The following is a 26815-nucleotide window of genomic DNA, read 5'->3' on the forward strand; positions in this document are numbered from 1 at the left end:
AATCCTAGCGGCGGGGCACGCGAAGGGAATGAGAAGCGTTCACTCGTCCGGGGCCGTCATCAGTCCCAGGAATAGACGGACAACCCCTCCTGCTCGCGGACAATCACCTGTCTCCCCGCGACGGCCAGATGCGCCCATGTTTCCGCGTTCGTGAGCTCCGCCCGGTCGATGATCTCGAACTTCTCGGGATTCGCCCGGATCAGGGACAGGTCGCCGTCCTGGCTCAGCGCCAGAATCCGGTCGCCCTGAGCGATCAGCGACCAGTATTCGTCGCCGGTGGGACCGCTCGTCCACTTGATGGTCCCCGTGGCAAGTTCAAGGCATGTGAAGCGGTTGCTGCGGGTGAAGTAATACACGTGACCCGCAATGAGCACCGGGGAGGTCATGTACCCCTGAGCGCCGTTGTCCCAGACGCGCTCAACCGCCCAGACCTTCTCGCCCTTGACGATGCGCAACAACTGGGCGCGCCCGCCATACGTGGCGGTGAAGATCGTGTCGCCATCGACGATCGGCGTCAGGATGTTCATCCCCCGGAAGGCGCGAATCTCCGCGCTCCAGAGCACGTCGCCAGATCGCGGGTCGATGCCCGCCAGTTGGGTGCGGCTCTGGACCACGAGTTGCCTCACCCCGCACAGTTCCGCCATGATGGGAGACGCAAAGGCGCTGCCGTTCATGCCGCCTTCGTCCACCAGCGATCGCCAGATCGTTTCTCCGGTCATCTTGTCCAGTTTGACCACGGAAGCGCCGGCCTGAACGTAGACCGCGTCGCCATCGATCAGGGGCGATGAGACGAATCCGAACGCCGGGAGCGGCGTTCGATACCGCTCCATGAAGTCGGCCCGCCAGAGAATGACGCCGGTGCGGGCGTCGAGGCAGCAGAGCACGTCGCGCATCCCGCCCACGTACAGACGATCGCCATCCAGCGCCGGAGTCGATCGAACCCATGAGCCATTGCGCGCCGCGAAGAAGGGCACGGCCATGGCGCCTTCCCATTCGGTGCTCCACACCCGTTCTCCGGTGGACCGATCGAAGCAGGTGACCACCTCCGCTTTCTTGTCGCGGGTTTCGACGGTGTAGATGAAATAGTCGCTCACGATCGGACCCGTGTAGCTCGGACCCAGGTCGCCGGCCCGCCAGGCGAGCCGCAGGGCCGCCGTGGCGCCGGGCTCAGCGGGCGTGAGACGCTCGGGCCACGTGGGACCGTTCCATTGCCCGTCGCGCGTGGGGCCTCGCCACTGGGGCCACTGGTCGCCGACGGCATCCACCTGAAACCCGACCAGCAGTGCGAGGAGGGCCGGAGAACCGAACCGGCACTGGCGCCGTGTTGACCGTCGCATCGTCATCATCCTTCGTCCATGAGACCACCCGCCCCCGGCGACGGGAATCCGGGTGCTTTCGACTCCCGCCGATTCCCGGATTCACGCGTCGGCTGTTTTCAACCCGACGGCGCAATCGGCGCACGGATCGGCCGCCCGCAATCACCGCGGCCAGCCCTGCGATGACGCGCCGCACTCGTCGACGCCCTATCCTGCGAGGCATGCGCATCATTTCGCTTCTCCCTTCCGCCACTGAACTGCTTGTCGCCGCGGGCGGGGAGCGCCTGCTGGTCGGACGCTCCCACGAGTGCGACTGGCCTCCTTCCATCACCGATCGACCGGTTCTGACCGGCCAGCGCACGCACGCCGCGACCAGCACCGAAATCGACGCGCAGGTCAGCGCGTCGCTGGCCGCGGGACAGTCGCTGTACTCGCTGGATGTCGAGCGTCTCAAGGCCCTCAGGCCCGATCTCATCCTCACACAGGACTTGTGCGAAGTCTGCTCGATCGACCTGAACACCGTGCGAATGGTGGCGGGGTCCATCGACCCGCCGCCGCGCGTGCTTTCGCTCGATCCACGCACGCTGGAGGACGTTTTTGACGATCTGCTTCGCGTGGGCGAAGCCGCCGGCCTGCAGGACTCGGCCCGCGACGCGATGGTGGCCCTGCGCGGCCGATACTGGGAAGCCCGCGACCACGTGAACGCATACCTCGATGGGCCGGAAGTCGCGTTTCTGGAGTGGATGGACCCGCTGTACGTCGGCGGACACTGGACCCCCGGCCTGATCCGCGACGCCGGCGGGCGGCACTCTCTCAACCCGCCTGGCGTCAAGTCGCGCCGGGTGACGCCGGAGGAACTGGTCGCGTCCTCGCCGGACCGCCTCATCGTGTGTCCCTGCGGCTACGACCTGAACGCCATCCGCCGCGAACTTCCCGCACTCATGCGGCAGTGGTGGTGGAATGACCTGACCGCGGTGCGGTCCGGCCATGTGGCGCTGGTGGATGGCAACCAGATGTTCAACCGCCCCGGCCCGCGGTTGGTGGACGCCTTCGAGTGGCTGGTGGGCTGGCTGAATGATCGTCCGGACGTGTCGCCGCCGGACTTTCCGGTGGTCGATGCAATCGCGTCGAAGTGCTGAAACCCGGACGGGAGCGCAAACGCTCGCGCTTGCGTGCGTTCCCCGCCATGGCGTCGAGAAGGGCGCTTGCAGGCGAGACGCCTGCGCCACCAAAGACGTTGTCGATTCCGGCAGTAATCGCGCCGCGCAAGCCGCGCGCCAGATGGACGAATCCATCACGTCGCCTATCGTCCGCCGTCATGATTCGCGACGCCGCCACGCTCAGCCAGCCCGTCTCCCGGCATGTGAAGCCGGTGGAGACGACCATTCAGGCGGATCTCACGATCGCGGACGCCATCCGCTCGCTGCGGTCGAGGAAGATCGGCCAGACCGTCGTGTACTTCTACGTGGTGGACGGTGACAATCGGCTCGTCGGGGTGGTGCCCACGCGCACGCTGCTGCTCGAGGAGCCCACCAGGGCCATCCGAGACGTGATGATCGGCGCCGTCATCAGCATCAACGCCGACATGACGCTGGAACTGGCGCTGGAGCTCTTCGCCATGCATCGCCTTCTGGCCCTGCCGGTGGTGGATGCCGACGGACGGCTGCTGGGCGTGGTGGACGTGCAGCTCTACGCCGATGAGACCTTCGACCTGGCGGAGTCGCGCCGTCGCGACGACCTCTTCCAGCTCATGGGCGTTTCGCTGGAGCAGGCGCGTCACGCCAAGGCGATTCTCGGCTTCCGGCTCCGCATGCCCTGGCTCACGGCCAACATCGCTGGTGGGCTGATCTGCGCGGCGATCGGGGCGGCCTTCGACGACGTGCTGGCGAAGGTCGTCGTCCTCTCCATGTTCATCCCCCTGGTTCTCACGCTGTCCGAGTCCATCTCCATTCAGTCAATGACCATGTCGCTGCAGTTCATGCACGGCCGAGATGTGCCCTGGAAGCAGGTGCGTCAGCGGCTGAACCGGGAATGGAAGACCTCGCTGCTGCTGGGCGTCGCCAGCGCGATCATGGTGAGCACGGTGGCCCTGCTGTGGGTGCGAGGCGGAAGCGTGGCCCCCGTGGGCGTGATCGGACTGAGCATCGCCGCGACCATGGTCTTCGCCGCCATGGAAGGCGCGCTGGTGCCGGTTCTCCTGCACGCGGCGCGGCTGGACCCGAGACTCGCCTCCGGTCCGCTGGTGCTGGTGCTGGCGGATATCCTTGCCCTCACCACCTACCTCGGGTTGGGCACGTGGTGGCTGCTGTAGCGGATGCGCCACCGATCCCAGCCCGAACACAAACCCTCGGATTTCAACGCCCCATGACGACACTGGCATCAGCGTCCGCCGTCACGCTCCCCCGCGACTCCAACCAGGCACTCGGCATCGGCCGCTTCGCCGTGGACTTCATGGGTACGGGCGGAACCGCTCAACTCGGTGAACCAGACCCGGCGGTCTTCGAGCGCACCACGATGTTCTTCACCGACAGCGTGCTGTGCGGCCTCTCGGCCATTGCATTGGGCGCCAACTCCCCCACCCTGCTGCGGGCCGAGGCGATGGAGTATCCGAAGAAGAACGGCGTGCCCGTGTTCGGCTCCACCGCGACCGTGGCGCCGGAAAAGGCCATCGTCGCCAACGGCGCCGCGGTGCGGGAGTGGGACAGCAACGGCACCAACTTCGGCTACAACCCGGCGCTTGGGCACACCGCGGGCGAGTTCGGCCACAACGACTTCTACGCCGTGCCCGTGGCGGCGGCACAACTGGCCGGGCGGGATGGCGCCTTCGCCCTGCGCGGCATGGTGCTGCTGGATGAAATCCGAGGGCGTCTGGCCGAGGTCTTCTCGCTCAAGTCGTACAAGATCGACCACGTGGTGCATGGGGCCATCGCCTCCGCCGCCACCTACGGAGCCATGCTGGGGGCGACGCCCGAACAGATCGAAAGCGCCGTCGGCATGTTCATCGCCCACCACATTCCGTGGCGGGCCATCCGGGCCGGCAAGCAGTTGAGTGATTCCAAGGGCGCCAGCGCGGCGATCTCCACCGAGGCGGCGGTGTTGTGCATGATGCGATCGATGCGCGGGTTCATCGGCCCCAAGGACATCTTCCGCAACCCCGAGGCGATCTTCCGCTTCTTCGAACCCACCACGCAGGGCAAGGAGCGATGGAAAGAGACCGGCCCTTCGCCCTTCGACCTGGTGCTCAGCCACTCGGGCGACGACTTCGCGGTGATGGGCATGCACTTCAAACTGGGGTTGTACGAACACCAGTCGGCGGGCGCGCTGCAGGGCATCATCGATCTCGTGGCGAAGCACCCGGAACTGCTCGCCGACCCGACGGGCGGCGCCATCGCGGAGATCCGCATCCTCGCCTACGAGCCCGCCTTCGGCATCATCGGCAACCCCGCCAAGATGGACCCGCACACGCGGCAGAGCGCGGACCACTCGATGGCCTACATCGTCGCCACGCTGCTGCGCAAGGCGCTCCAGTGGCGGGCGAAGCGTGGGGCGCTGCCGGCGGGCGGCGGCGCGCATGACGCGGTGTGGAAAGCCCTCATGCTCCTGCCCGAGGATTACATGGAGGATGAAACCGCCATCTTCCACCCGCTCACCCGAGCGCTCATGAAGAAGATCCGCTTCGAGCACGGCGGACCAGAGTACGACGCCAGGTACCCCGACGGCATCCCCACATCACTCGTCATCACCGGTACGAACGGCTCGAAGTACGACTCCGGCCTGGTGATGTACCCCGCCGGTCACGCCCGCAACACCACGGCCGACCTGCATGACATTCTCGCCGCCAAGTTCGACCGGCTGGGACGCCTGGCGCTGGACGACCCGAAGCCGGTCATCGACCGGCTCAACGCGATCGGATCGCTGTCGGCGCAGGAACTGGCGTCGCTGTACGACTTCCGCATCGTGCATCGGGGCGGGTTTGAGGTGAGGTAGCATGCCATTGCCCGGTGCCGAGTCCATCGCGTCGTCGCTCGGCGGTTTCGACCGCGACGGCTTCACCATCATCCCCGGCATGCTGGACGAGCCCGATGTCGCCGTGCCGCTGACCATCTGCGAGCGGCTCTCGGCCGGCGATGGCGTGCGCCGCCGCGGAAACGCCACGTACGCCGTACGGTCGTTTTTCGAGGCGGCGGCGTCGAGGTTCGTGCTGCACATCGAATACGCCGGCCACCCCCTACCATCCCCACTCCAATGGGCGACGGCCTGAACCAAACCGCGGCCGAGAACCGACATCCCACCTTCCGCCAGGCCCTGCGGTTCTGGCTGAAACTGGGCTTCATCTCCTTCGGTGGGCCAACAGGCCAGATCGCCATCATGCACGCCGAGCTGGTCGAGCGGAAACGCTGGATCAGCGAGGCAAGGTTCATCCACGCGCTCAACTACTGCATGTTGCTGCCGGGTCCGGAGGCCCAGCAACTGGCCACGTACATCGGCTGGCTGCTTCACCGAACGTGGGGCGGCATCATTGCGGGCGTGCTCTTCGTCCTGCCCTCGATGTTCATTCTCTGGGGACTCTCCTTCATCTACGCGGCGTACGGCTCCGTGCCGACCGTGGAGGCCATCTTTCACGGGCTCAAGGCGGCGGTGCTGGCCATCGTGGCCCACGCCGTCATCCGCATCGGCCGCAAGGTGCTGAAGAACTGGGTCATGTGGACCATCGCGGCGGCGGCCTTCGTGGCGATCTACTTCCTGAAGGCCCCCTTTCCCGCGATCATCGCGGGAGCGGGCATGATCGGCTTCATCGGCGGCGTGGCGGCGCCGCGGTGGTTCCGCGTCCTGAAGTCGCACGGCTCGAAGGGCGGCGATGCGGGGCACGCCAACAACCAGCGGGCCGTCCTCCACGACGATCAGGAGATTGCGGCCCATCATCGCCCCACGCTGGGACGCTCCCTGCGCGTGCTGGTCGTGTGCCTGATGCTCTGGGCCGCGCCGATCCTGCTGGCGGGCGGCATGCTCGGCTGGCGCAGCGCGCTCGCCCAGGAAGGCATTTTCTTCTCCAAGGCGGCGATGGTCACGTTCGGCGGGGCCTACGCCGTCCTGCCCTACGTGGCCCAGCAGGCGGTGGAGAAGCACGAATGGCTCTCGAAGGCCGAGATGATGGACGGTTTGGGACTGGCGGAGACCACGCCGGGTCCGCTCATCATCGTGGTGCAGTTCGTCGGCTTCATGGGAGGGTGGAACCACCCGATCGAGTGGGACGACGGGACGAGGGCGTCTCCCCTCCTCTCCGCCACGCTGGGCGCCTTGATGGCCACGTGGACGACGTTCGTACCCTGCTTCCTGTGGATCTTCCTGGGCGCGCCGTACGTGGAAGGGCTGCGCGAGAACGTGCGGCTGACCAGCGCGCTGGCCACCATCACCGCCGCCGTGGTGGGCGTGGTGCTCAACCTCGCCGTGTGGTTCGGCCTGCACGCCATCTTCCCGGGCGATGCCGTGACGCTGGAGAACGTGAACTGGTTCGTGGTCGTCGTGGCCGCCGCCACATTTCTGGGTCTGCTCAGGTGGAACTGGGGCGTGGTGGGTGTGGTGCTGGGATGCGCCGCGGCGGGGTTGCTGCATGGAGCGGTGACGGGAGCGTTGTGAGACTCGCCGGGAACGCACGATACGGTGATCCCGGCGGCTTCCGCTCCTGACCCTCAGAATCCGGACCTCGGTGCTGGTGTCCACGGCCCGATCCTCGCCGCGCCCCCACCCCCTCCCCTCCCCGCCCGGCCGTCGGGAACCGACCTGACCATCCGGCCACTTGATTCCCCATGCCGGCAGGCGATAATCCCTTCCTGTCCTGTTCCCGTGATCTGAAGCGAGGTTCCTGACGTGCCCAACTCCGTATCGGCCAAGAAGCGCGTGCGCCAGAACGCCCGTCGTCGTGCTCGCAACCGGTGGCGTGAGCGGGTGATCAAGGACCAGGTGAAGTCGTTCCTCGGCGCGGTGCAGGCCAAGGATGTCGCCAAGGCGGAGGACGAGTTCCGCAAGACCGTCGCCGTGCTGGACAAGATTGCCTCCACCGGCACGATCCACAAGAACACCGCGTCCCGCCGCAAGAGCCGTCTGGCCCGCCGGCTCAACGAACTGCGCAAGACGCCGGCCTGACCCCGCCTCTCGGAGGTCGCGCCGATCGGCCGCCTCGCATCATGGCGCGCCCCAAAGCCACACGCCGCGCTTCGTCAACCAACGCCGTCCGATCCAACGATCCCGGCCCGCTGGACCGGTACTGGGATCAGTCGCGCCAGCCGCTGCAGATCCTGGTCTTCCTGCTGCCGCTCGTGATCTTCTACGAGCTGGCGATGCTGTCCTTTCTGCGGCGGGCGGACGCCACCTTCACCAATCTGGCGCACAAGACATTGCTGACGCTCTTTGACGCGGCGGGCATTCGCGGGCTGGGGTGGTATCTGCCCGGCGCGGTGCTGGTGGTCGTGCTGCTGGTGTCGCACCTGCTCAGCGGCAAGCGATGGCAGGTCCACGCGCCCACGCTGGGCGGCATGGTGGTGGAGTCCGCCGCGCTCACCCTGCCTTTGCTGGCGCTGGGGCAACTGGTGGCGCGGCTTCAGAACACAGTGCTGGCGGCGGGGATGGACGCCGGACGCGGCGCCGCGGACGTGGCCGCGTTCGACCTGAGCGGGCGCATCGCCTTCAGCGTCGGCGCGGGGCTGTACGAGGAACTGGTCTTCCGCATGCTGTTGTGCAACGTGATCCACGCCATCGTGGTGGATGTGGGCAAGGCCTCGCAGCGCACGGGGGTCATCTGGGCCGTGTCGATCTCGTCCGTGCTCTTCATGGCCTACCACTGGATCGGCGCGGGGCCGGGGTCTTCCACGCTGGTGGTCAGCGCGTTCTACCTGGCGGCGGGCGTGTACTTCGGCCTGCTCTACGAGTGGCGCGGCTTCGGCATCGTGGTGGCGGTTCACGCCCTGTACGACACCATCACCGTCCTGCTGATGAAGGCGGCGTAGCGTCATTCCCAGACGCAGCCCTCTCCCTCTGGGAGAAGGTCGGGGTGAGGGTTCTTCTCTTCCTCGAACCCGTGAATCCGACGGAAACCGCTCGCCCGGCCCTCTAGAATCGCAGGAACGCCCGTTTCCACGTCTCGTGAGGTCGGGTCCATGCGTCACCTTCTGAATCTGGCCATCGCGACGATTCTCGCCCTGCCCGCCGCCGCCCAGTCCGGCGGGGGCGGTCTGCGGCTCAAGCCGATCGACCCGGCCAAGCCCATCCCGCCGCTGGTGGACATGTCCGATCTGCCCTCGGCGGTGGAACTCGAGGCACGGGCCAAGACCAAGGATTATCTGCGCGAACTCAAGGCCCTCCGCCACCAGTATTTCGGCGACAAGCGGAACCCGGAAACCCGCGCCAAGGGCCTCGCCCAGATGCGCGAGTTCACCGACCCCGCCGCCTTCCTGCCCATGATCGAGGTGCTGCGCGAGGAAAAGGACGATGTGCGGCTGGCGCTGCTCGACCACTTCGTCATGCAGGGCGACTGGGGCCAGGCGGCCCTGGCGTGGATCGCTCTGTACGACATGGACGCCGACTTCAACTACGAGGCGCTCAAGCGGCTCAAGGCCCCGGTCTCGCGCCAGGCGCTCAACGTCATCGACGCGGGTCTGCGCTCGGAGAATGACTTCGTCGCCAACCTCGCGGGCCGGCTGGCGGGCCAGCTCGACATCATCGACGCCATTCCCCTGCTCATTCAGGGTCAGTCCACCGAGCGGCCGGTGCGGCGCGTCGGCGACCTAGCGTGGATTCTCGTGGGCACCCAGCGAGTGGTGATCCAGGCGCTGATCCCGATTCTCGGCGAGAACTCCGGCGCCTTCCTGCCCGTGCCGGGCGTGCTGACGGAAGGCGTGATCCTGCGCGTGCTGGACGCGGTGGCGATCATCTACCGCACCGAGATTCATTACACGCTCGTCGCCATGACCACGCGCGACTGGGGCCACTCCACCGCCCACCTGGGCTACGACAAGGACCGCTGGACGGCGTGGTACAACACCGAGTACCTGCCGATGAAGCAGGAACAAGCCCGCATCAAGGAACTGGGCGAGAAGAAGCACGAGAAGATGCCGGGGTGAGGGTGCTTTCCTTGGCTCCCTCTCCCTCTGGGAGAGGGCATGGGAGGGTATCGGTTCTCGGTTCTTGGTTTTGATGAACTCGGAACTCGGAACCCGGAACTGAATCAGCACCCAGCGCGCCACTCACCCGCCGTCGACGCTTCGCGCAGACCAGCCCCGCCGCCAGCAGTGGCAGCGCGCCGGGCGCGGGAATCGTCGCCTCGATGGTCATGGCGAAGTCGGTGGGGAAGTTCAGGATGCCGGATTGGGAGATGGGCGTCCACTGGGGCACGCCGAAGTGGTCGGAGCGGAAGTAGCCCTCCGACCCGTTGACCTGCCCGTTGCCCGCCGTGCCCCACCACGCACGATCCGTCCCTGACCCGTTGCCGATGGCGTAGGGGACGACCCAGTAGCGCTGTTGCGGTGGCAAGAAGATCTTTGCCATGTCAAACCGAACTGAGTACAGGTGCAGTTCGGGATTGCCGTTCCATGCCCCCAAGTCGGTGACCTGCGAATCGGCAGATGTCTTGAACAGCGGGCCGTCTGGTGTGGCTCCTTGCCGAATCTCGAGCCGGAACTCGGTTGGCGCATTCGGGAAAGTCACGATCAACGCCACCGTGATCGACCGGATACCTGTTTTACTACCCGGCCAATTGAAGTCGTCGGCAGTCATCGCTTCCGGTGTAGATGTGCCGACTTCGGACGGCGAGCGGTCGACAAAGTCATGTGGTTGATTGAGGAAGATGTCGGCGCGCACCTGTGCAGTCAGCGCCAACGCGAACAGAACTGCCGCAACGGATGCGTGTTTACGGCGAGCAAACTGCATGACTCACCTCCGCTTCAAGCCATCAAGGAACATCGTGCCGGATTTTTCTTGACAGTCCATGTTTTTTGCAAAATGTGTGCCGATCAAACACACCGGCTGTGTCGGGCCGGGCGAATGGGACTTCGTCGCCGATGATGGGCGGATGGATGTGCGGATCGAAATGACCCGCCCGGCGAGCAGCCCCACCGATACGCTGACTTCTCATTACGACTTCGTGCAGCTGGTGGTGGTGGACAACTGACGCGAAAGAACGCCGCCACACCTCACCGCTCCGCCTTCGCCTCGCGCTCCATCAGCAGGGCCAGGGCCTCGGCGGGGGTAAGCCCTTCGAAGAGAATCCGGTGCACCGCGTCGGTGATGGGCATGTCCACGCCCAGCCGCGCGGCGAGCCGCTTCACGCTGGCGGTGGTGGCGACGCCCTCGATGATGGAGTCGGTGGTTCGGGTGATGGTGTCGAGCGATTCGCCCTTGCCCAGCCGCTCGCCGCACGTGCGGTTGCGCCCCTGCGGGCAGAAGCAGGTGGTGGCCAGGTCGCCCACGCCCGCCACGCCGTAGAAGGTGTCGGCCCGGGCGCCGAGGGCGACGCCCAGCCGGGCGATCTCCGCCAGCCCGCGCGCCAGCAGGGCCGACTTGGCGTTGTAGCCCAGTCCAAGCCCGTCCACAATGCCCGCGGCGATGGCGATGATGTTCTTCACCGCCCCGGCAATCTCGACACCCTTCACATCGTCGTTGGTGTAGATGCGCAGGTACGGCGTGGACAGCACCGCCTGCGCCTGAATCGCGTCGGCGGGTTCGGACGAGGCCGCCACCATCGTCGCGGGCAGTCGCCGCGCCAGTTCCGCGGCGATGGTCGGCCCGGAGACGCAGACGTACGGGCGGCGCGGCGGCGACTGAGCGGCGGAACCTCCTCTCCCGCCGGGAGAGGGTCGGGGTGAGGGCGGCTCGCCGTCCACCACCTGCTCCAGCACCTGCAGAGGCGTCAGCAGCGTTTCCTGCTCGATGCCCTTCGACACGGACCAGATCGGCACGCCCGGCTCGACGAAGGGAGCCAGCCGCGACCACACCGGGCGGATGAACTGGGTGGGAATGGCGTCCACCATGACGGCGGCGTGCCGGCAGGCCTCCGATTCCTCGGCCGTGATGAGAACCGAGTCCGGCAGAGCCAGCCCCGGCAATCGGCGAGGCGACTTGCGCGTTCGGACCAGTTCGACGATCTCGGAGCGGAAGGGCCCCCACAGGACCACGTCCAGCCCCTTCTCCGCCAGCAGACGGGCCAGAACCAGCCCCATCTGCCCATCGCCGATGACCGCCGCTTTGTCCGCCACGTGGTGCTCCTGATGTTGCCGGGAACCCCGCATCATGGCGTGAACCGTCGAGCATGGCAACCTCCCGGAAAATGCATCTGGCGCCTTTTCCGGCTCGAACCGCGTGGGAACGGGGTGCGTAGGATGGCTGGCCCAGCCCGCGCCCGACGGGGGCGGCGTCATGTCTTGGGCTGATCGTCCTGACGTTGCCGGTCTGTCCCGGCACTGACGCCGGGATTCTGGGCACTGGTCTGAATCGTCCTGACCTTGAGCACGCTGGAGTTGACGCATGGCCGAGAACGCGCCTGCCTCGTCCGCCCCTCACGCCGCAGCGGCGGCGCTGGACCCGTCGCTGGCGGCGGAGATCGCCACGCCCGAACTGGACAACAAGGGGGCGGAGCGGCTGGAGCGGCAGCTTTTCACGGCCCTGATCGGCGCGGTGCTGCTGCTGATGTCGTGGGTGGGCACGTTGACCGACATTCATCCGGATGTCGCCGCCATTCCCGCCGCCGTCGGCGCAGTGATGCTGGCCATTCCCCTGCTGGTGCAGGCATACCGCGAGGTGAAGTCGGGCAAGCCGTCCAGTTCCGCGCTGGCGGCCATCGCGGTGTCGGCGGCCATCGCCCTGCAGTTGTACCTGGCGGCGGGGTTCCTGGCGCTGTTTCTGCGCATGGCCGACCTGATTCTCAGCCGCACCGCGTGGGGTGCGCAGCGGGCCATCCGCGAACTGGTCGGGCTGACGCCCAAGATCGCCCGCCTGGTCACCGCCGGTGAGGAGCGCATCGCGCCGCTGAAGGAAGTGAAGGTCGGCGATGTCGTCCGCGTGCGCCCCGGCGAGAACCTGCCGGTGGACGGACGCGTCATCCGCGGGCAGAGCGACATCAACCAGGCGTCGCTCACCGGCGAGGCGGTGCCCATCGAGGCCTCCGCGGGCACGCAGGTCTACGCCGGCACCACCAACCTCACGGGCCAGATCGATATCGAGGTGACCGCCATCGCGGGCGACACCACCATCGGCAAGGTGGAGCAGCTCATCCGCGAGGCGGAGTCGGCCAAGAGCGCGCGGCAGGAGTTCGTCGAGCAACTCGCCTCCTACTACCTGCCCGTGGTGCTGATGGTGGCGCTGCTGGTGTGGTTCTTCACCTCCAAGAGCGCGGACCCCGCGGTGAGCCAGCAGGCCATCGTGCGGGCCATCACCGTACTGGTGGTCACCTGCCCCGGCGCGCTGCTGATCGCCCACCCCACCGCCATGGTGGCGGCGTTCGCGGCGGCGGCCCGCGTGGGCATCATGATCAAGCAGACGCGCACGCTCGAGGCGGCGGCCCGCATCGACACCGTCATCATGGACAAGACCGGCACGCTCACCACCGGGCGCTTCGCGGTCAGCCGGCTGGCTCCCGCCGAGGGCGTGGACGGCGCCACGCTGCTGCAGGCGGCGGCGGACGGCGAGCAGCACTCCAATCACCCGCTGGCCAAGTCCATTCTCGAAACCGCCAGGCAGGCCCGCATCACCCCCAACCGCATCGAGCGCTACGAAGAGGCGCATGGTCGGGGCGTCATCGCCCATTCGCCAGGCGGGGACATCCACGTCGGCCGCGCCTCGTGGCTCAGGGAGCTCAACCCCGCCATCGCACCCGAACTGGCCAAGGTGGAGGAGAAGATCGAAGGCATGTCGGGCGTCCACGTGATGGTCGGCGGGCGATATCTCGGCGCCGTCGGGCTGGAGGACAAGCTCCGACGCAACGCGCCGGAGGTGGTCGCCTCGCTCCGCCAGCTGGGCGTGCGCCGCGTGTGCATCTTCACCGGCGACAAGCTGGGCGTGGCCAAGCGCGTCGGGCAGGCGGTGGGCGTAGACGCCATCGAGGCCGAGTGTCTGCCCGAGGAGAAGCACGAGGAACTCAAGTACCTGCTCGCCAAGGGGCACCACTGCCTCGTGGTGGGTGACGGCATCAACGATGGTCCCATTCTCGCCAGCGCCGACGTGGGCGTGGCCATGGGTCTGTCGGGCACGGACATCGCCACCAACTCCGCCGGCGTGGCCCTGATGAACGACGACCTGCGCCACATCCCCTTCCTCATCGAGCTCGCCAATAAGACCCGCGCCATCATTGCCCAGAACATCGGCGCGTCGCTCGGCCTGGCGGTCATCGGCCTGGCGCTGGCGGCCACGGGCCTCATCACGCTCTGGATTACTCCCGTCTATTACATGCTGGGGTACATCTTCGTGCTGGGCAACAGCGCCCGACTGGTCCGGTTCGGCGAGGGCTTCGTCGAGGCGGAGGAAGCCCGGCGTCAGATCGAAGCCAGCCGCGTCGTCAAGCGGGACCGCGGCGCCCTGAGCGCCCGGACGGCCCCGGCGGGGACCGCGGGCTGACCCCCGGGCGACCCCTGAGGCGACCGAAATCGCGCGAGGTAGAATCCGTATGACCTCGCAGCGGGAAGGCCTTGCGCCATGGCGGCGCTTCGCCCCCGGCCCGCGGAAGGAGCATCGGTCATGGACCTCATCCTGCTCGGACAGGACGCCGCGGTGATGGAGCGATTCTTCGACAAGGACATGATCGCCCTGACCATTCCCATCGTCGCCATGGTGGTCGGACTGATCATCGCCGTCATCTCCATCGTCGTCGGCGGGATTCGCGCCATCGTGGTGGGGCGCGCCCGCGAGCAGACCAGGCGCGAACTGGCCGCCTACGTGGCCGAGGGAACGCTCGACGCCGACAAGGCGGTGGCGATTCTCAACGCCGGCGAAGACCTGACGAAGAAGTGCTGAATGTGACCTGTGGACGCGCGGGCCGCATCGACGCGGGCCGTCGTGCGCCGGCGCGCCAACGATCGTTCACGGAGCGAACCGCCGACTCCTGATGAAACCGGATCTCGGGAGCTCCCGCCTCGGAGTACGCGTGACTGAGTTCATCTCCGAAGTCATCACGCCGGAGCCGGGATGCTTCGAGGCCGGCCAGATGTCCAGCGGGCTGGCTTCGCTGCCCGCGGCGTTCAACTGGCGAGGACGACGATACGCGATCGTCGAGTGCCTGGAGCACGTGAAACTCACCTCGCGCGAAGGCGGGTTCGCGCAGGGCGACCGTTACCTCAGACGCCAGCGTTTCACGGTTCGCCTGGATACCGGCGACATCGCCGTCATCGACTTTCACCGCCACACGCCGGCGCGCCGGGGAAGCGCGGCAGCCAAACACCGCTGGGTGCTGTACACGATTGAGAGCGAAAAAGATGCGGAAGAAACGGCGGAACCCGGCGGCTGCTGATGATGGCGGGCTGATGCGCCATCCGTGGGCACGCTCGTCGGCGCATGCTCACCGTCCGGACTGCGACAGCCCCCGCTCGACGATCAGCTCCAGCAGCCGCACCCGGATGAAATCGCCAGGCGTTGCGGTCAGTTGCTGAGAGGAAATGGACGCCAGAAGCGATCGTGCCGCCGGTTGCCGGCCCGAGCCCGCCAGCCCCAGCGCCATGACCAGACGGCAACTGACGGGATCGGCGCCCAGCCGCGCCGCTTCCTCGGCGTAGCCAATCGCCTCGGCATGCAGGTCGTTCATCGTGCTGGCGGCGGCCAAGGTCAGAGCCGTTTCTCCGTCGCCCGGCGCCAGGCGACGGGCCTGAAGCGCCAGGTCCAGTCCCTCGGCGTGGTTGCGATGCGCCGCATCCGGCGCGAACGTGCGCGCCGTCGCCAGCGCGATGGTCAGACCGTTGTCGTCCGGCGTCATCACGCGACCATGACGCCAGGCGCGAATAGCGCCGGACCAGTCGCCCGACTGTCGCAGCGCCATGCCCCACGGGCCGTAGAAGGGCAGGTCCGGGTTGATCGCCAGCGCCTGCCTGAACCGGGACGCCGCCTCGCCGGGACGACCCATCCGCAGCAGCAGCACCGTTCCCGCCTGCGCGTGGGCCGCGGCGTACAGCGGATCGAGCGCCGCCGAGCGGTCGAACCACCGCAACGCCTCCTCATCCCGACCCTCCGCCAGCGCCAGAAGCCCGCGATTGAGGTGGTCAGCGGCCGAGGTCGGCGTGACCTGAAGCGTCCGTTCGATGATCGGTCTGGCCTCTTCCAAGCGCCCCAGCGTGGCGAGCACGGAGCCCAGGCCGCTCAGCGCCATGCCGTCATCCGCGTCGATCGCCAGGGCCTCGCGGTAGGCGGCGATGGCTTCGTCCAGTCGCCCCGCGTTGCTCAGGGCGTCGCCCAGGCGCGACCACGGTTCGGCGAAGGGCGGCCGGATGCGCGCCGCTTCGCGCTTCAAGTCATCCAGCGAACTCGCCCGCCCCCCTCCGCTCACCTCGGCGATGAGCGGGTAGAGGCCCGCGTGCGGGTCTTCCTTCATCCGCTCGGGCCAGTAGAGCCGCGCCGCCACGTCGCGCAGCGGGCCGCGCTCGACGAGCGGAGCGAGAAACGTCTCCACGTCCGGGTACACCGCGATGCGATGATCGGTCATCACCGCGTGCACCACGTCGGTCGGACGACGCGCCGGCATGTGGCAGGCGACGCAGTCATCCATCGTCAGATGCGCCGGCGCCCCCGAAGGCGACACATCGCAGTCGGCCCGTTCATGGCAGGTGAGGCACTTGTCACGATGGAACTCGCGACGGGACTCGATCGGAACCTTCCGGTGCGGATCGTGACAGGAAAGGCACGTGAGCCCGCCATTGCTTTGCGTGTAGCACGCGCTCTGGTGCATGCGGTAGGCGTGGTGGTTGATCTCGAAGCGGGCGGCGTTCTCCGCCGCGTCGCCGTAGTCGATGGGAACGAGGTGCTCGGCCAGGTCGTCGCCGGGCGTGAACTGGTACTCGCCCCTCCCGAACCGGCGCAGCAGCGTGGTGAACGCGGTCGAGGGTTGCAGGTGGCACTGCAGGCACACGTCGTCGCGCCGCTGAGACGGCAGGCGCGTCGGGTTCACGATCGACTGAATGATCTCGTCGCGCGCCGCGCCGGGGCGGGCGGCGATCTCGGCGTGACGCGCCCCCGGCCCGTGACACCGCTGGCAGCCGATGCCCTCGCGCATCTCGCGCGGAAAGACGTGCGGACGGCCGTACTGGTCGCTGCCCACCGGTGCATCCGGGTACGTGTTGTGGCACGCCATGCAGTCGCGCCCGATGCGGCGCAGCAGGTCCGGGTTGCGGACCGAGTCGAAGCCCGGCGACATGCCCCAGGTCCGTTCCTGGCTGTACCACGTCAGGGGCAGTTCAAAAAGATCGCCCGCCGCCGTCTGATGCGCGTAGCTTCGGGCATGATGGCCCGATCCGATGATCCAGTCGGCCCGTATCTCGATCTCGTTGATCGGCTCGCCATCCGGCGCGATCTGCCAACGCCGCAGGAACATCGCTCCGTCGCGCTCAACCATCTCGTAGCGTCGGCGCGACGGCGCGTGATCGAAACGCGATGACGTCAGGTTCTCGATGCGTCGCTCCGGCGTCCATCGGGCGAAGGACTGTCCCATGCCCACGTGATGAAACGAGCGCGCGATCTCCGAATGACAGCTCGAGCACTCGGCGTCATCAACCCAGCCCTCGGTGACAAGGACGGTCTGCCGCGTCACCGCTCGTGACCCGTTCACTTCGCCGCCGCTCGCGGACTGACTCGCCGGAGGCGCTGTCGGCGTCTCACCGCCACCGCACCCGCTCAGGAGCAGCGCCAGAACAAACGGGATTGCCCCGCGTGATGCCATGAGAGACCGTCATGGGCGGAACGCCCGCTCCACCGTGCAGCCAGGTGCCGGCTCACTCGTCCACGTTGAACTTTTCGTGGGCCGCGTCGCGCATCTTGACGAGATTCTCCCGGATGCGCTTGGTGGCCTGTTCGGCGTTCCTGTCGATGATGTCGATCTCCAGCCGCGCCAGTTCCTCGAGCACTTCCGTCATGGCCTTGCGATAGGCCAGCCCGTACGGCTCGCGCTCCGCGGCGGGAAGGGTGTCCAGCTTCGGCGCGGGCTGCTCCTTGGCGGCCACGATGTGCTTCTGCATCTCGGCCACCAGCTTCAGCGACTCCTGCTGCTTCGCCGGGTCGCCCACGCTGCGTGCAAGCGAGCGAAGGTTGTTGCGCAAGACCTCCATGCGGTCATGCAGGGAGACATCATCACCCCGATTCGCGCCGCGCGGTGCGGCCGCGATGAGAGCAGCCGCGACTGCCGCCACCACGACCAGCGACAGTACGGGAATGACGGAACGAACCACGGAGCGGAAACGGAACATGCGAGTCATCGAATCCTCCTGGAATGGTTGTCAGGTCGAGCATCCTACCGGCGGCGAAACCGCCGTGGAAGAGCGCGGTTGCGGTTCCTCCGGCCGTCGCCCCTCCGCCCAGTTGATGGCGTACCACGCCGCCGCGTCGGGCCGGGCGCACCACTCGCGGAAACCCGCGAGCAAGCGATCCAGAACCTGCTCCGAAAGACCACCCAGCGCGATGATCGCTTCCCGCGCCCCATCCAGAATCCGCAGCATGTTGCCCGTGATGAGCGGCCAGGTTGGGCTGCCGGCGCAACTGCCGAAGAACAGGAACGTGTTGCGCACCGGCCTGGCCCCCGCGCGATGCAGCAGCGGCACGAGATTCCGGCCCACAAATGGATCATTGCCCGCCTTCAGGTACGTCTCGATGTACGCCCTCCAGAGCGCGTTGAACCCCGGGCACTCCGGCGCCAGCCGCAGTGTGGCATGGTCGTCATCCAGCAGCACGATTCGGCCGCCCGGCCTGACGGCCCGCACCATCTGACGCACGATCGCCAGCGGCTGGGACACATGCTCCAGCAGAAACCGCGCGTGAGCCAGGTCGAATGTCCCCCACTCTTCGGACGCAAGCGGCGGATCGGTCGCATCGCCAGCGCGCAGATCCACCAGATCGCGCTCCCCCGCCGCTTCCGCCTGCCGCAGGCCCTCGGCCCGCTGAGCGTCGTCACGCTCGATGCCGACGACGACGCCGCGACCGCGCCCCCGGACGGCCCGCGCCATCGCCCGCGACAGCTGCATCAGCCCGCAACCGAAGTCGATGATCCGTTCGTCGCCGCGCAGGGCCAGTTCGTGCAGGCAGGCGTCGTTGATGAGCGTGTTGAGATCGGAAAGGCGCGACTGCTCGGCGGACGACGTGCCATGGACGTAGAAGGGCTGCGTGCTGGACATGCCGCGCGACTCCGTGGACGGACGGAGAGTGTACCGGAGTCGCGTGGCGAGGCCGCGTCCATTCCAGCCCGGCGCCGGGCGTTCCCGTGGAGCGATTCGAGCCGCGGATGGTCGCGGCTTACACCGCGTGGTCGCCCTTCTGATCGAGCAGCGCCGTCATCTGCCGCGCCATCGGCGTGAGTTCGCCCGGTTGCTCCCCCGCCCGCTCGCCGGTCAGCGCCGCCGGGTCCACCCACCGCACCGAGTCATACTCGCGCGGCTCGAAACGGATGTCGTCCGTCACGGCCGCTCGCAGTCGATACGCGATCTCCCAGCAGTCGAGCACCTTGTCGTACAGGATGGCGACGGCCACGGGATCGGCGGACGCGACCAGCCCGACTTCCTCGCGCAGTTCCTCCAGAATCGCCTGTCGCGGCTGCATCCCGCCGTCCACCACGCCCGAGGGAGCGAATTCCCACATCCCTTCGTAGGCCGACACACCCACGGCCCGGCGGCCCATGAGCACCCGCCCCTGGTGAACAAGCAGTCCCTTCACACCCAGTGAGCGCACGCCGAGATCACGCCACCCCTTCTGCACCGCGTGCCAGCGATAGGCGCACTCCATGACATGGATCGACGCCCCGCCGTGCCCGTTGCGATGCACGCCCAGCACATGCCAGATGCGCCCGTCGAAGTACGCGGGATTGCGCGCGCACAGCGTTCGCCAGCGCTGCTCCGCCTGCTCCAGCACCGGCGTCTGCACGTTCGGCACGAAGGGCTCCGGCTGCACGTGCAGCACGGGCGGGCGCCGGAGTCGGATGAGGCGGGCGGCGTTCATGCGTTCGAAGCAGTGGGCGGATGCGTCGATCCTATGATCCCCGCAGGATGGGACGATCCTCGATCATCGCGCTCGTCGTCTGCGTGCTGGCCTGCTTCGCCGCGGCGGGCATCGGCGGGCTCGCCACCAGGCCGGGCGAGTGGTACGCCTCGATCGCCAAACCCTCGTTCACGCCGCCCAACTGGCTCTTCGGCCCGGTGTGGACTCTGCTCTATGCCATGATGGCCGTCGCTGTCTGGCTGGTATGGGAGCGCCGCATGCACGCACCCGTCGGCTGGGCCCTGGCGGTGTTCAGCGTCCAACTTGTGCTCAATGCCCTGTGGTCGGTGCTGTTCTTCGGGCTGCACCGGCCCGGCGCGGCGCTGATCGACCTGGCGCTGCTGTGGCTGGCCATTCTCGCGTCGATTGTGCTGTTCTGGCGCGTTTCGATCGTCGGCGCCTGGATGCTCATGCCATACCTTGCTTGGGTCAGTTTCGCGGCGGTGCTCAACGCGTCCATCTGGTGGCTGAACCGATGAGCGACCACCCCGCGCTGCTGAAGTCACTTGCGGCACGGTATGCGCTGCGCGAGGAGACGTTTCAGCACAGGCGGCTGTCGTTGCGCCTGCTCATGCCCCGCGCCGCGGACGAACTGCTGGACGAGGCCGCGTTCGAGTGCGATGAGCGCATGCCCTACTGGGCGGAGCTCTGGCCTTCCGCGAGGACGCTGGCCCGATTCCTCATTGACCGACCGCCCCTGCCGGGCTCGCGAATCATTGAACTGGGCGCGGGCCTGGCGCTCCCGTCGCTCGTGCTGCGACGGATGGGCCTCGACCCGCTGGCGACGGATCACAACCAGGACGCCATGCCCTTCGTCGCCCTCAATGCAGCGCGGAACGGCGTGACCGACGTTCGCACGACGCTCCTCGACTGGCGCGACCCGGAGCCGCGGCTGGGCCGCTTCGACCTGATCCTCGCGGCGGACGTGCTCTATGAGCATCGCAACATCGACATGCTGGCGACCTGCCTGCCGCGACTGATGGCCCCCGGCGGCCTGTTCCTGCTGGCCGACCCGGGGCGGCGGCACCTGCCGGCATTCCTTGATCGCCTTCGCACGGATGGCTGGCGCGAGGGTGAGTCCATTGTGATCGAGGAGACGCAGCGGCTTTCGACCGGCGACGCCGTGAGCCGGGTTCGGGTGACGGGGTTGACCGCAAGTGAGTGAGGGAGTCTGGCGTGGTCGGCGTTCAGGCGTCGGTGATCGACAGGCGGCGTGGTTCGTTCGTGTGAGGGGCCGTCACTGGGCTTCTTCCCCAAACCGAATCCCCTGCGCCAGTGGCAGATCGCTGCCCCAGTTGATGGTGCAGGTCTGGCGGCGCATGTACTGTTTCCAGGCGTCGCTGCCGCTTTCACGTCCGCCGCCGGTGTCCTTCTCGCCGCCGAACGCCCCCCCGATCTCGGCGCCGCTGGTGCCGATGTTGACGTTGGCGATGCCGCAGTCGCTGCCGTCCACCGACAGGAACCGCTCCGCGCTGCGCACCGAGTCGGTGAAGATCGCGCTCGACAGCCCCTGCGCCACCGAGTTCTGGATGGCGATGGCGTCATCCAGATCCTCGAACTCCATCACGTACAGGATCGGGGCGAAGGTTTCTTCCTGCACGACGTCGGGAATCCGCAACCCTCTCCCCTTGGGAGAGGGCTGGGTGAGGGCGTTTTCGCCTGCTGTATTGCCGCCCTTCACCCCCGACCCCTCTCCCGCGGGGAGAGGGGAGACAGGCACGCGCACGATGGTCGGCTCGACGAAATAGCCCGGCTTGTCTCTCCACCGGTCCAGACCCGCGAGGCCCCCGCAGAGGATCTCGCAGCCATCCGCCTCTGCCCGCTCCAGCGCGGCCCGCATCGCGTCCACCGCCTGCCGGTTGATGAGCGGTCCCATCAATGTGCCCGGCGTCATCGGGTCGCCGATGGGCACGGACCGGTAGGCCTGCACCAGCCGTTCGGTGACGATGTTGACGATGTCGCGGTGACAGATGAGCCGACGCGTCGTGGTGCAGCGCTGTCCCGCGGTGCCCACCGCGCCGAAGAGCACGCCGCGTACGACCAATTCCAGATCCGCGTCCGGCGTCACGATGATGGCGTTGTTGCCGCCCAGCTCCAGCAGCGTGCGCCCCAGTCGCTGCGCCACCACGGCGCCCACGTGGCGCCCCATGCGGCAGGAGCCGGTGGCGCTGATGAGCGGCAGCCGCCCGTCGCGGATCATCGTCTCCCCCACCTCCGCGTCCGTGCCGATCACCAGCCCGAACACGTCCGCCGGGTCACCCTCGCCCTGCGGGGGCCGGAAGATGTCCTGCTCGCGCATCACCCGCCGCGCGAGGTTGTTGATCGCGATGGCGCAGAGCGGCGCGGCGAGCGACGGCTTCCACACCATTGTGTCGCCGCACACCGCTGCGATCATGGCGTTCCACGCCCATACCGCCACGGGGAAGTTGAACGCCGTGATGACGCCGATCACGCCCAGCGGGTGCCACTGCTCGTACATGCGGTGCCTGGGTCGCTCGGAGTGCATGGACAGCCCGTACAACTGTCGCGACAGCCCCACGGCGAAGTCGGCGATGTCGATGCATTCGACCACCTCGCCCACACCCTCGGCCCTGATCTTGCCGACTTCCAGCGTCACCAGTTCACCAAGTTGCTGCTCGTGCTGGCGAATGGCCAACCCGATGCGGCGGACGATCTCCCCCCGCTTGGGGGCAGGCAGCCGCCGCCATGCCCGTTGCACGAGCACGGCCCGGCGAACCGTGTCGTCGTACTGATTCCGATTCTGCAGGCGGACCGCCGCGATGGGCTGCCCGGTGGCGGGGTTCTCGGAAAGGACGGCGTCCGTTCCGGCGGCCTCGGGGGGCAGCACACGGGGATCATCCAACAGAAGAGAACGAAGCGATTCCAAGGCCATGCGCCAGTGTACGCGCCGACGCCTGACCATGCCGAACCATTCCGGGCGAGTGGATATCTCCGCCGCCAAGGACCATCCGGTGAAGTCGCTTCGATCCGGTGGGCTTCCGGCCAGCGGGCTCCCGCGGGGGGTACGAGCCGAGTTCCCCAATCCATCAAAAAAGATGAAAAAAGTTGTCACTTCCCTCTGGCGGAGCGGTTCGGGCTGAGGTAGTTTAGTTATCGCTCGGAACTCCAGAAGCCGCCGGCAGCGGAGTTCAGGGTCGATCCGCCCGCCCATTCATGTCTTGCGGGTTGATCGAGGTGGTGCGTCACCACCGAACCAAGTTCGTCACGAGACGTTCCGCAGAAGTGGGGTCCTTCTCCGGTTCGCCGCGTTGACATCGCATGCGTCGCCTTCGGGCGTCGCGTGGTTGGCTCAGCATGTCTACCTGCTGCCGGCCGACTGTGAGAAAGGAAACGCAATGCATAGCAAGCGTGGCTTCACCCTCATCGAACTGCTGGTGGTGATCTCGATCATCGCCCTGCTGATCGGGCTTCTGCTGCCCGCCATCGGCAAGGCGCGTGACTCGGCCAAGGTCACCATCTCCCTGAGCAACCTCCGCAACTTCGGAGCCGCTCACGCCACCTACGCCTCGGAGTGGAACGGGCGTCAGTGGACCACCTGCCCGGATGACCTCACCGTCATGGTGACGGCGCCCGTGTGGAAGTCTTCCTACGCCGGCACCCCGGTGCCCCCGGTTCCGCTGGGGTTCGACAAGAACGGTCTGCACTTCCAGACCACCAGCGGCTGGGCGATCATCCCCATGTGGTGGCCGGGCAACTGCTCGCTGGGCTCGTTCCGCGCCTTCCACACCAAGCCCTTCAACCAGTACATCAACAAGAAGGTCTACGACCCGATCTTCTGGTGCCCGAAGGACTACACGATCAACGACAAGATCTACCAGTGGCAGGATGATCCGGGCGAGTGGGTCAACGGCGCTTCGTTCTACTTCTCGTCGTACTGCACCTCGGTGGCGGCCCAGGTCAGCCCCGACGTGTACCGCGGCGTGAACCAGGGCGGCGCCCAGCGGGCGGACATCCTTCCCGCCGGTCACCGGTCGCCCAACCTGTCCAGCGCGACCTACCCGGACCTGAAGACCCACATGCTGGAGCACTACTGGCTCCAGAACAACCCCTCGGAGTCGATCCCCGGCACCGCGGGCGTGCCGTGGTTCTTCAACATGGGACCGGACTCGACTCCCGCCACGCTCTTCTTCGACGGGCACTGCCGCATGATGAGCGTGCGTGAGGCGGTCGCCTCCAGCCGCCGCGTCGTGAACCAGGGCGGCGAGCGTCTGGATGCTCAGGATCCCGGCTGCTTCGGCTCGGGCGGCTACTTCCAGTCGTACGGCTACGCCGGCGCCAACACCCGTGGCGAGATCAACTCGTACCACGTGTTCACCCGCGACGGCATCAAGGGCCGCGACACCATCGGCAGCGGCTGATCCCGCGATCACGCACTGCTGAAACGCCCGACGGTTCTCCGAGCACGACGGGCGAACGAAGACCCCGAAAGCCCGCGCAGCAATGCGCGGGTTTTTCATTGCGCGACCAGGTGTTCAGAAACTCTTCGGATCATCCGTAGAATGGCCGAAGAGACTTCCCAATGAGTCAAAACCATGTCCGACGCCCGCCCACCACAGGATGACCGCCCGTCGCTGTGGCGCGACCTTGTTGCCGGCCAGCTTGGCTTCATCCCGCGACTGGCGCTGAGTTTCACCTCAGCCGTCCTTGTGACCGCAGGTCTTCTGCTCGGGCTGGCGATGATCCAGCAGGTGCGCCACGTGTGGGTTGACGATGTCTCCATCGGCGCGGGCCTGGCGGTGATCGTCTGGATCGGCACGCTCGTCTGGCTGTGGCGGGGGTATCCGCGATACAGGCGGATCATTCGGGCCACGCTGCTGTGCCTGGGCATCTGGACGGCGGTCATCGTCGCGTGCGTCGCCGCGTCGATGGCGACGTGGGAGGAGGAGTTCTGGATCGCGGGGTTCATATTCCTCGGCTTCGCGGCGACGTTCATCGTCATCACCGCCTCGGCCTACGGCGGGTCGCGTGGACGCCCCATCGCATCCAGCAAGGGCGGCGTCAACGTCAGCTGTGTGCAGTGCGGCTACTCCATGATGGGGCTCAACGACTGCACCTGCCCGGAGTGCGGACGGCGCTACACCATCGACGAGTTGATCGTGCTGCAGGATTACGAGGCCATCCGTCGCGGCGCTGGCGGGGCTCCCGCGCCAGACGCGCCGTCGCCTGAACGATCCCAGTAACGCCGCACCGCCACCGCCAGGATGGTCAGGTCCGCGGGGTTGACGCCCGCCAGACGCCCCGCCTGCCCCAGCGTGGCGGGACGAAACTTCTCCAGCGCCTCGCGGGTTTCGCGGCGAAGACCGGGGACCGACTGAACATCCAGGTCCGCGGGCAATCGCGTGTGCTCGGCGCGCTGGTGACGTTTGATTTCAGCCCGTTGCCGCGCGATGTAGCCCTCGTACTGCACGTCGATCATCACGCGTTCGACGAGCCGTCGATCGACGCCCGGCTCACCCAGCAGCTCGAGCAGCCGCTCCAGCGTCGCCTCGGGGCGGCGGGCCCACTCCGCCAGCGATCTCCCATCGCGTCGCACGGCGTGGAACGCGGCGCGAAGCCGGTCCAACTCGCGGACGCGGGCCTCGAACATCCGCCAGCGATGGTCGTCCACCAGCCCCAGTTCACGTCCCAGCGGCGTGAGACGCGCGTCCGCGTTGTCGGCCCGCAGCAGCAGCCGATGCTCGGCCCGGCTGGTGAACATGCGATAGGGTTCGCGCGGCGTCTTGGTGACCAGATCATCCATCATCACGCCGATGTAGGCCGCGTCGCGCCCCAGCGTGACGGCATCCTGCCCGCGCGCAAACCGCGCGGCGTTCAGCCCCGCGACCAGCCCCTGACCCGCGGCCTCCTCGTATCCGCTGGTGCCGTTGATCTGTCCCGCCAGGAACAGTCCCGGCACGCGCCGCGTCATGCCCGTGGCGTCGATCTGGTGCGGCCAGACCATGTCGTACTCCACCGCATAGCCCCAGCGCAGGATGGCCGCACGTTCACACCCCGGCATGGTGCGCACCAGCCGCTCCTGCACCTCACGCGGCAGGGACGTGGAGATGCCGTTGCAGTACACCTCGTTGGTGTGCAGCGACTCGGGTTCGAGAAAGACGTGGTGCGACTCGCGCTCGGCGAAACGGACCACCTTGTCCTCGATTGACGGACAGTAGCGCGGCCCGCATTCCGCCTCGATCTGGCCGGAGTACATCGGGGCGCGGTGAATGTTGGCGCGGATCAGGTCGTGCGCCTCGCGCGTGGTCGCCGTCTGATGGCACAACGTCTGCGGCAGATTCGGGAAACACCCGGCGGGCATCGCGTCGGGCGAAAGGTCAGAGAACGGAACCGGCGCCGCGTCGCCCGGCTGGGGCGTCAGCGATTCGAAGTCGATGGACTGAGCAGCCAGCCGAGGCGGCGTGCCCGTCTTCAGGCGCCCCAACTCGAACCCAAGCGAGCGCAGCATCGCCGAAATGCCCACCGCGCTGCCCTCGCCCACGCGCCCGCCGGGCGTGCGATCCTCGCCGGTGTGCATCAGCGCCCGCATGAACGTGCCCGTCGTCAGGACAACCGAGCGGGCGAAGAGTCGATGCACGCCCGCGATCGCCTCACGAGACGGCGCGGCGAAGACCGGCCTGGCCAGCCCGGCGTTGGACAGGTTCCACTCGATCGCCCGCGCGTCGGGCGCCGCCACCGAGGCGGAACCGGGAAGCACCACGCCTCGCACGCGGCCATCCTCGACGATGAGTTCATCCACCGTGCCCGCGATCACCTCGATGCCGGGGTGGCCGGCGATCAGGCGCTGCACCTCGGCGGCGTAGGCGTACTTGTCGCACTGCGCCCGCGGCCCGCGCACGGCGGGGCCCTTGGACATGTTGAGCACGCGAAACTGGATGCCGGTGGCGTCGGCGGCCAGCGCCATCACGCCGCCCAGCGCGTCAATCTCGCGCACGATCTGCCCCTTGGCCAGCCCGCCGATGGCGGGGTTGCATGACATGGCGCCGATCTTCGACGGGTCCATGGTGACCAGCGCCACGCGCGGCCCTCCGGGAACGCGCTTGCTCCGAGGGGAAAACCCGAGACGGACATCGTCCGCAACCGTACGCCAACCCCCCCCACCGCTCCCATCCTCGGTCATCAGCGCCTTGGCAGCCGCCCACGCGGCTTCGACGCCCGCGTGTCCGCCGCCGATGACGATGACGTCGTACGACTGCCGCATGGACGGGTACGATAGGCGAATCCGGCCGATTTCACCCGAAAACCGAGCGGTTCGAGGGTGACGCGATGGCCCGCACCGG

General features: G+C 67.5%; 25 protein-coding genes. 16 read left to right on the forward strand and 9 right to left on the reverse strand.

The genetic code is table 11. From position 1 onward, the window contains the following. Positions 1-59: 59 nt before the first annotated feature. Positions 60-1337, reverse strand: coding sequence for a PQQ-like beta-propeller repeat protein (locus HRU76_02420; GenBank protein QOJ16513.1), 1278 nt, complete (start codon positions 1335-1337; stop codon positions 60-62). Between the two features lie 200 nt (positions 1338-1537). Here HRU76_02420 and HRU76_02425 point away from each other — a divergent pair, with 200 nt between their 5' ends. The 8 genes from HRU76_02425 to HRU76_02460 all read left to right on the forward strand — a co-directional run bounded on the left by HRU76_02425 (position 1538) and on the right by HRU76_02460 (position 9433). Continuing rightward, positions 1538-2455, forward strand: a complete 918-nt coding sequence (locus HRU76_02425; GenBank protein ID QOJ16514.1) for an ABC transporter substrate-binding protein — start codon at positions 1538-1540, stop codon at positions 2453-2455. A gap of 179 nt (positions 2456-2634) precedes the next feature. Then, positions 2635-3627, forward strand: a complete 993-nt coding sequence (locus HRU76_02430; protein QOJ16515.1) for a magnesium transporter — start codon at positions 2635-2637, stop codon at positions 3625-3627. 53 nt (positions 3628-3680) lie between these two features. Next, positions 3681-5303 carry an MmgE/PrpD family protein gene (locus HRU76_02435; GenBank protein QOJ16516.1) on the forward strand — a complete coding sequence of 541 codons (1623 nt, stop codon included), beginning with the start codon at positions 3681-3683 and terminating at the stop codon, positions 5301-5303. Position 5304: 1 nt separating this feature from the next. Then, positions 5305-5577: a hypothetical protein gene (locus tag HRU76_02440; protein ID QOJ16517.1), complete on the forward strand. Its 273-nt coding sequence runs from the start codon at positions 5305-5307 to the stop codon at positions 5575-5577. Then, entirely contained in the window at positions 5562-6953 is a 1392-nt protein-coding gene (gene chrA / locus HRU76_02445; protein QOJ16518.1) for a chromate efflux transporter, read from the forward strand. Before HRU76_02440 ends, chrA begins: the two co-directional genes overlap by 16 nt. Before the next feature lie 231 nt (positions 6954-7184). Then, positions 7185-7460, forward strand: a complete 276-nt coding sequence (locus tag HRU76_02450; GenBank protein QOJ16519.1) for a 30S ribosomal protein S20 — start codon at positions 7185-7187, stop codon at positions 7458-7460. Positions 7461-7501: 41 nt separating this feature from the next. Continuing rightward, positions 7502-8320, forward strand: a complete 819-nt coding sequence (locus tag HRU76_02455; protein ID QOJ16520.1) for a CPBP family intramembrane metalloprotease — start codon at positions 7502-7504, stop codon at positions 8318-8320. A gap of 150 nt (positions 8321-8470) precedes the next feature. Next, entirely contained in the window at positions 8471-9433 is a 963-nt protein-coding gene (locus tag HRU76_02460) for a hypothetical protein (GenBank protein ID QOJ16521.1), read from the forward strand. On the opposite strand, the gene HRU76_02465 is transcribed toward HRU76_02460, so the two are convergent. Then, positions 9390-10238 carry a hypothetical protein gene (locus HRU76_02465; GenBank protein ID QOJ16522.1) on the reverse strand — a complete coding sequence of 283 codons (849 nt, stop codon included), beginning with the start codon at positions 10236-10238 and terminating at the stop codon, positions 9390-9392. The two genes, HRU76_02460 and HRU76_02465, sit on opposite strands and share 44 nt — an antisense overlap. A gap of 58 nt (positions 10239-10296) precedes the next feature. On the opposite strand from HRU76_02465, the gene HRU76_02470 reads away from it, so the two are divergent. Next, positions 10297-10479: a hypothetical protein gene (locus HRU76_02470; GenBank protein ID QOJ16523.1), complete on the forward strand. Its 183-nt coding sequence runs from the start codon at positions 10297-10299 to the stop codon at positions 10477-10479. 22 nt (positions 10480-10501) lie between these two features. On the opposite strand, the gene HRU76_02475 is transcribed toward HRU76_02470, so the two are convergent. Continuing rightward, the gene (locus HRU76_02475; protein QOJ16524.1) at positions 10502-11563 is read right to left on the reverse strand and encodes an NAD(P)-dependent glycerol-3-phosphate dehydrogenase; all 1062 of its coding nucleotides are present in this window, start codon (positions 11561-11563) and stop codon (positions 10502-10504) included. 268 nt (positions 11564-11831) lie between these two features. On the opposite strand from HRU76_02475, the gene HRU76_02480 reads away from it, so the two are divergent. The 3 genes from HRU76_02480 (at position 11832) to HRU76_02490 (ending at position 14805) form a co-directional block, all read left to right on the forward strand. Continuing rightward, on the forward strand, positions 11832-13916 hold the full coding sequence (locus HRU76_02480; protein QOJ16525.1) for a heavy metal translocating P-type ATPase: 2085 nt from the start codon (positions 11832-11834) through the stop codon (positions 13914-13916). Between the two features lie 120 nt (positions 13917-14036). After that, a complete protein-coding gene (locus HRU76_02485) occupies positions 14037-14312 on the forward strand; it encodes a hypothetical protein (protein ID QOJ16526.1) in 276 nt (91 codons plus the stop codon). 130 nt (positions 14313-14442) lie between these two features. Further along, positions 14443-14805: a hypothetical protein gene (locus HRU76_02490; protein QOJ16527.1), complete on the forward strand. Its 363-nt coding sequence runs from the start codon at positions 14443-14445 to the stop codon at positions 14803-14805. A 48-nt stretch (positions 14806-14853) separates the two neighbouring features. Here the strand turns inward: HRU76_02490 and HRU76_02495 are convergent, their stop codons facing one another. The 4 genes from HRU76_02495 to HRU76_02510 all read right to left on the reverse strand — a co-directional run bounded on the left by HRU76_02495 (position 14854) and on the right by HRU76_02510 (position 19478). Next, positions 14854-16989, reverse strand: coding sequence for a tetratricopeptide repeat protein (locus tag HRU76_02495; GenBank protein ID QOJ16528.1), 2136 nt, complete (start codon positions 16987-16989; stop codon positions 14854-14856). A 280-nt stretch (positions 16990-17269) separates the two neighbouring features. Further along, positions 17270-17749 (reverse strand): hypothetical protein, encoded by a 480-nt coding sequence (locus tag HRU76_02500; GenBank protein QOJ16529.1) that lies wholly within the window; start codon positions 17747-17749, stop codon positions 17270-17272. 21 nt (positions 17750-17770) lie between these two features. Continuing rightward, positions 17771-18661, reverse strand: coding sequence for a methyltransferase domain-containing protein (locus HRU76_02505; GenBank protein QOJ16530.1), 891 nt, complete (start codon positions 18659-18661; stop codon positions 17771-17773). 118 nt (positions 18662-18779) lie between these two features. Then, complete coding sequence (locus HRU76_02510; GenBank protein QOJ16531.1) at positions 18780-19478, reverse strand: NUDIX domain-containing protein; 699 nt, start codon at positions 19476-19478, stop codon at positions 18780-18782. A gap of 47 nt (positions 19479-19525) precedes the next feature. On the opposite strand from HRU76_02510, the gene HRU76_02515 reads away from it, so the two are divergent. Beyond that, the gene (locus HRU76_02515) at positions 19526-19996 is read left to right on the forward strand and encodes a tryptophan-rich sensory protein (protein ID QOJ16532.1); all 471 of its coding nucleotides are present in this window, start codon (positions 19526-19528) and stop codon (positions 19994-19996) included. Next, positions 19993-20682: a methyltransferase domain-containing protein gene (locus tag HRU76_02520; protein ID QOJ16533.1), complete on the forward strand. Its 690-nt coding sequence runs from the start codon at positions 19993-19995 to the stop codon at positions 20680-20682. The genes HRU76_02515 and HRU76_02520 overlap by 4 nt, the downstream gene beginning before the upstream one ends. Positions 20683-20754: 72 nt before the next feature. On the opposite strand, the gene HRU76_02525 is transcribed toward HRU76_02520, so the two are convergent. Beyond that, positions 20755-22410 (reverse strand): aldehyde dehydrogenase family protein, encoded by a 1656-nt coding sequence (locus tag HRU76_02525; GenBank protein ID QOJ19066.1) that lies wholly within the window; start codon positions 22408-22410, stop codon positions 20755-20757. 463 nt (positions 22411-22873) lie between these two features. Here HRU76_02525 and HRU76_02530 point away from each other — a divergent pair, with 463 nt between their 5' ends. Together HRU76_02530 and HRU76_02535 are read left to right on the forward strand one after the other, a co-directional pair. Then, entirely contained in the window at positions 22874-23896 is a 1023-nt protein-coding gene (locus tag HRU76_02530) for a prepilin-type N-terminal cleavage/methylation domain-containing protein (protein QOJ16534.1), read from the forward strand. 174 nt (positions 23897-24070) lie between these two features. After that, entirely contained in the window at positions 24071-24718 is a 648-nt protein-coding gene (locus HRU76_02535; GenBank protein ID QOJ16535.1) for a hypothetical protein, read from the forward strand. Here the strand turns inward: HRU76_02535 and mnmG are convergent. Next, entirely contained in the window at positions 24646-26736 is a 2091-nt protein-coding gene (mnmG, locus tag HRU76_02540) for a tRNA uridine-5-carboxymethylaminomethyl(34) synthesis enzyme MnmG (GenBank protein ID QOJ16536.1), read from the reverse strand. The genes HRU76_02535 and mnmG overlap by 73 nt on opposite strands. Between the last annotated feature and the right edge of the window lie 79 nt (positions 26737-26815).

The sequence above is a fragment of the Phycisphaeraceae bacterium genome (assembly GCA_015709595.1).
Classification (GTDB): Bacteria; Planctomycetota; Phycisphaerae; order Phycisphaerales; family SM1A02; genus CAADGA01.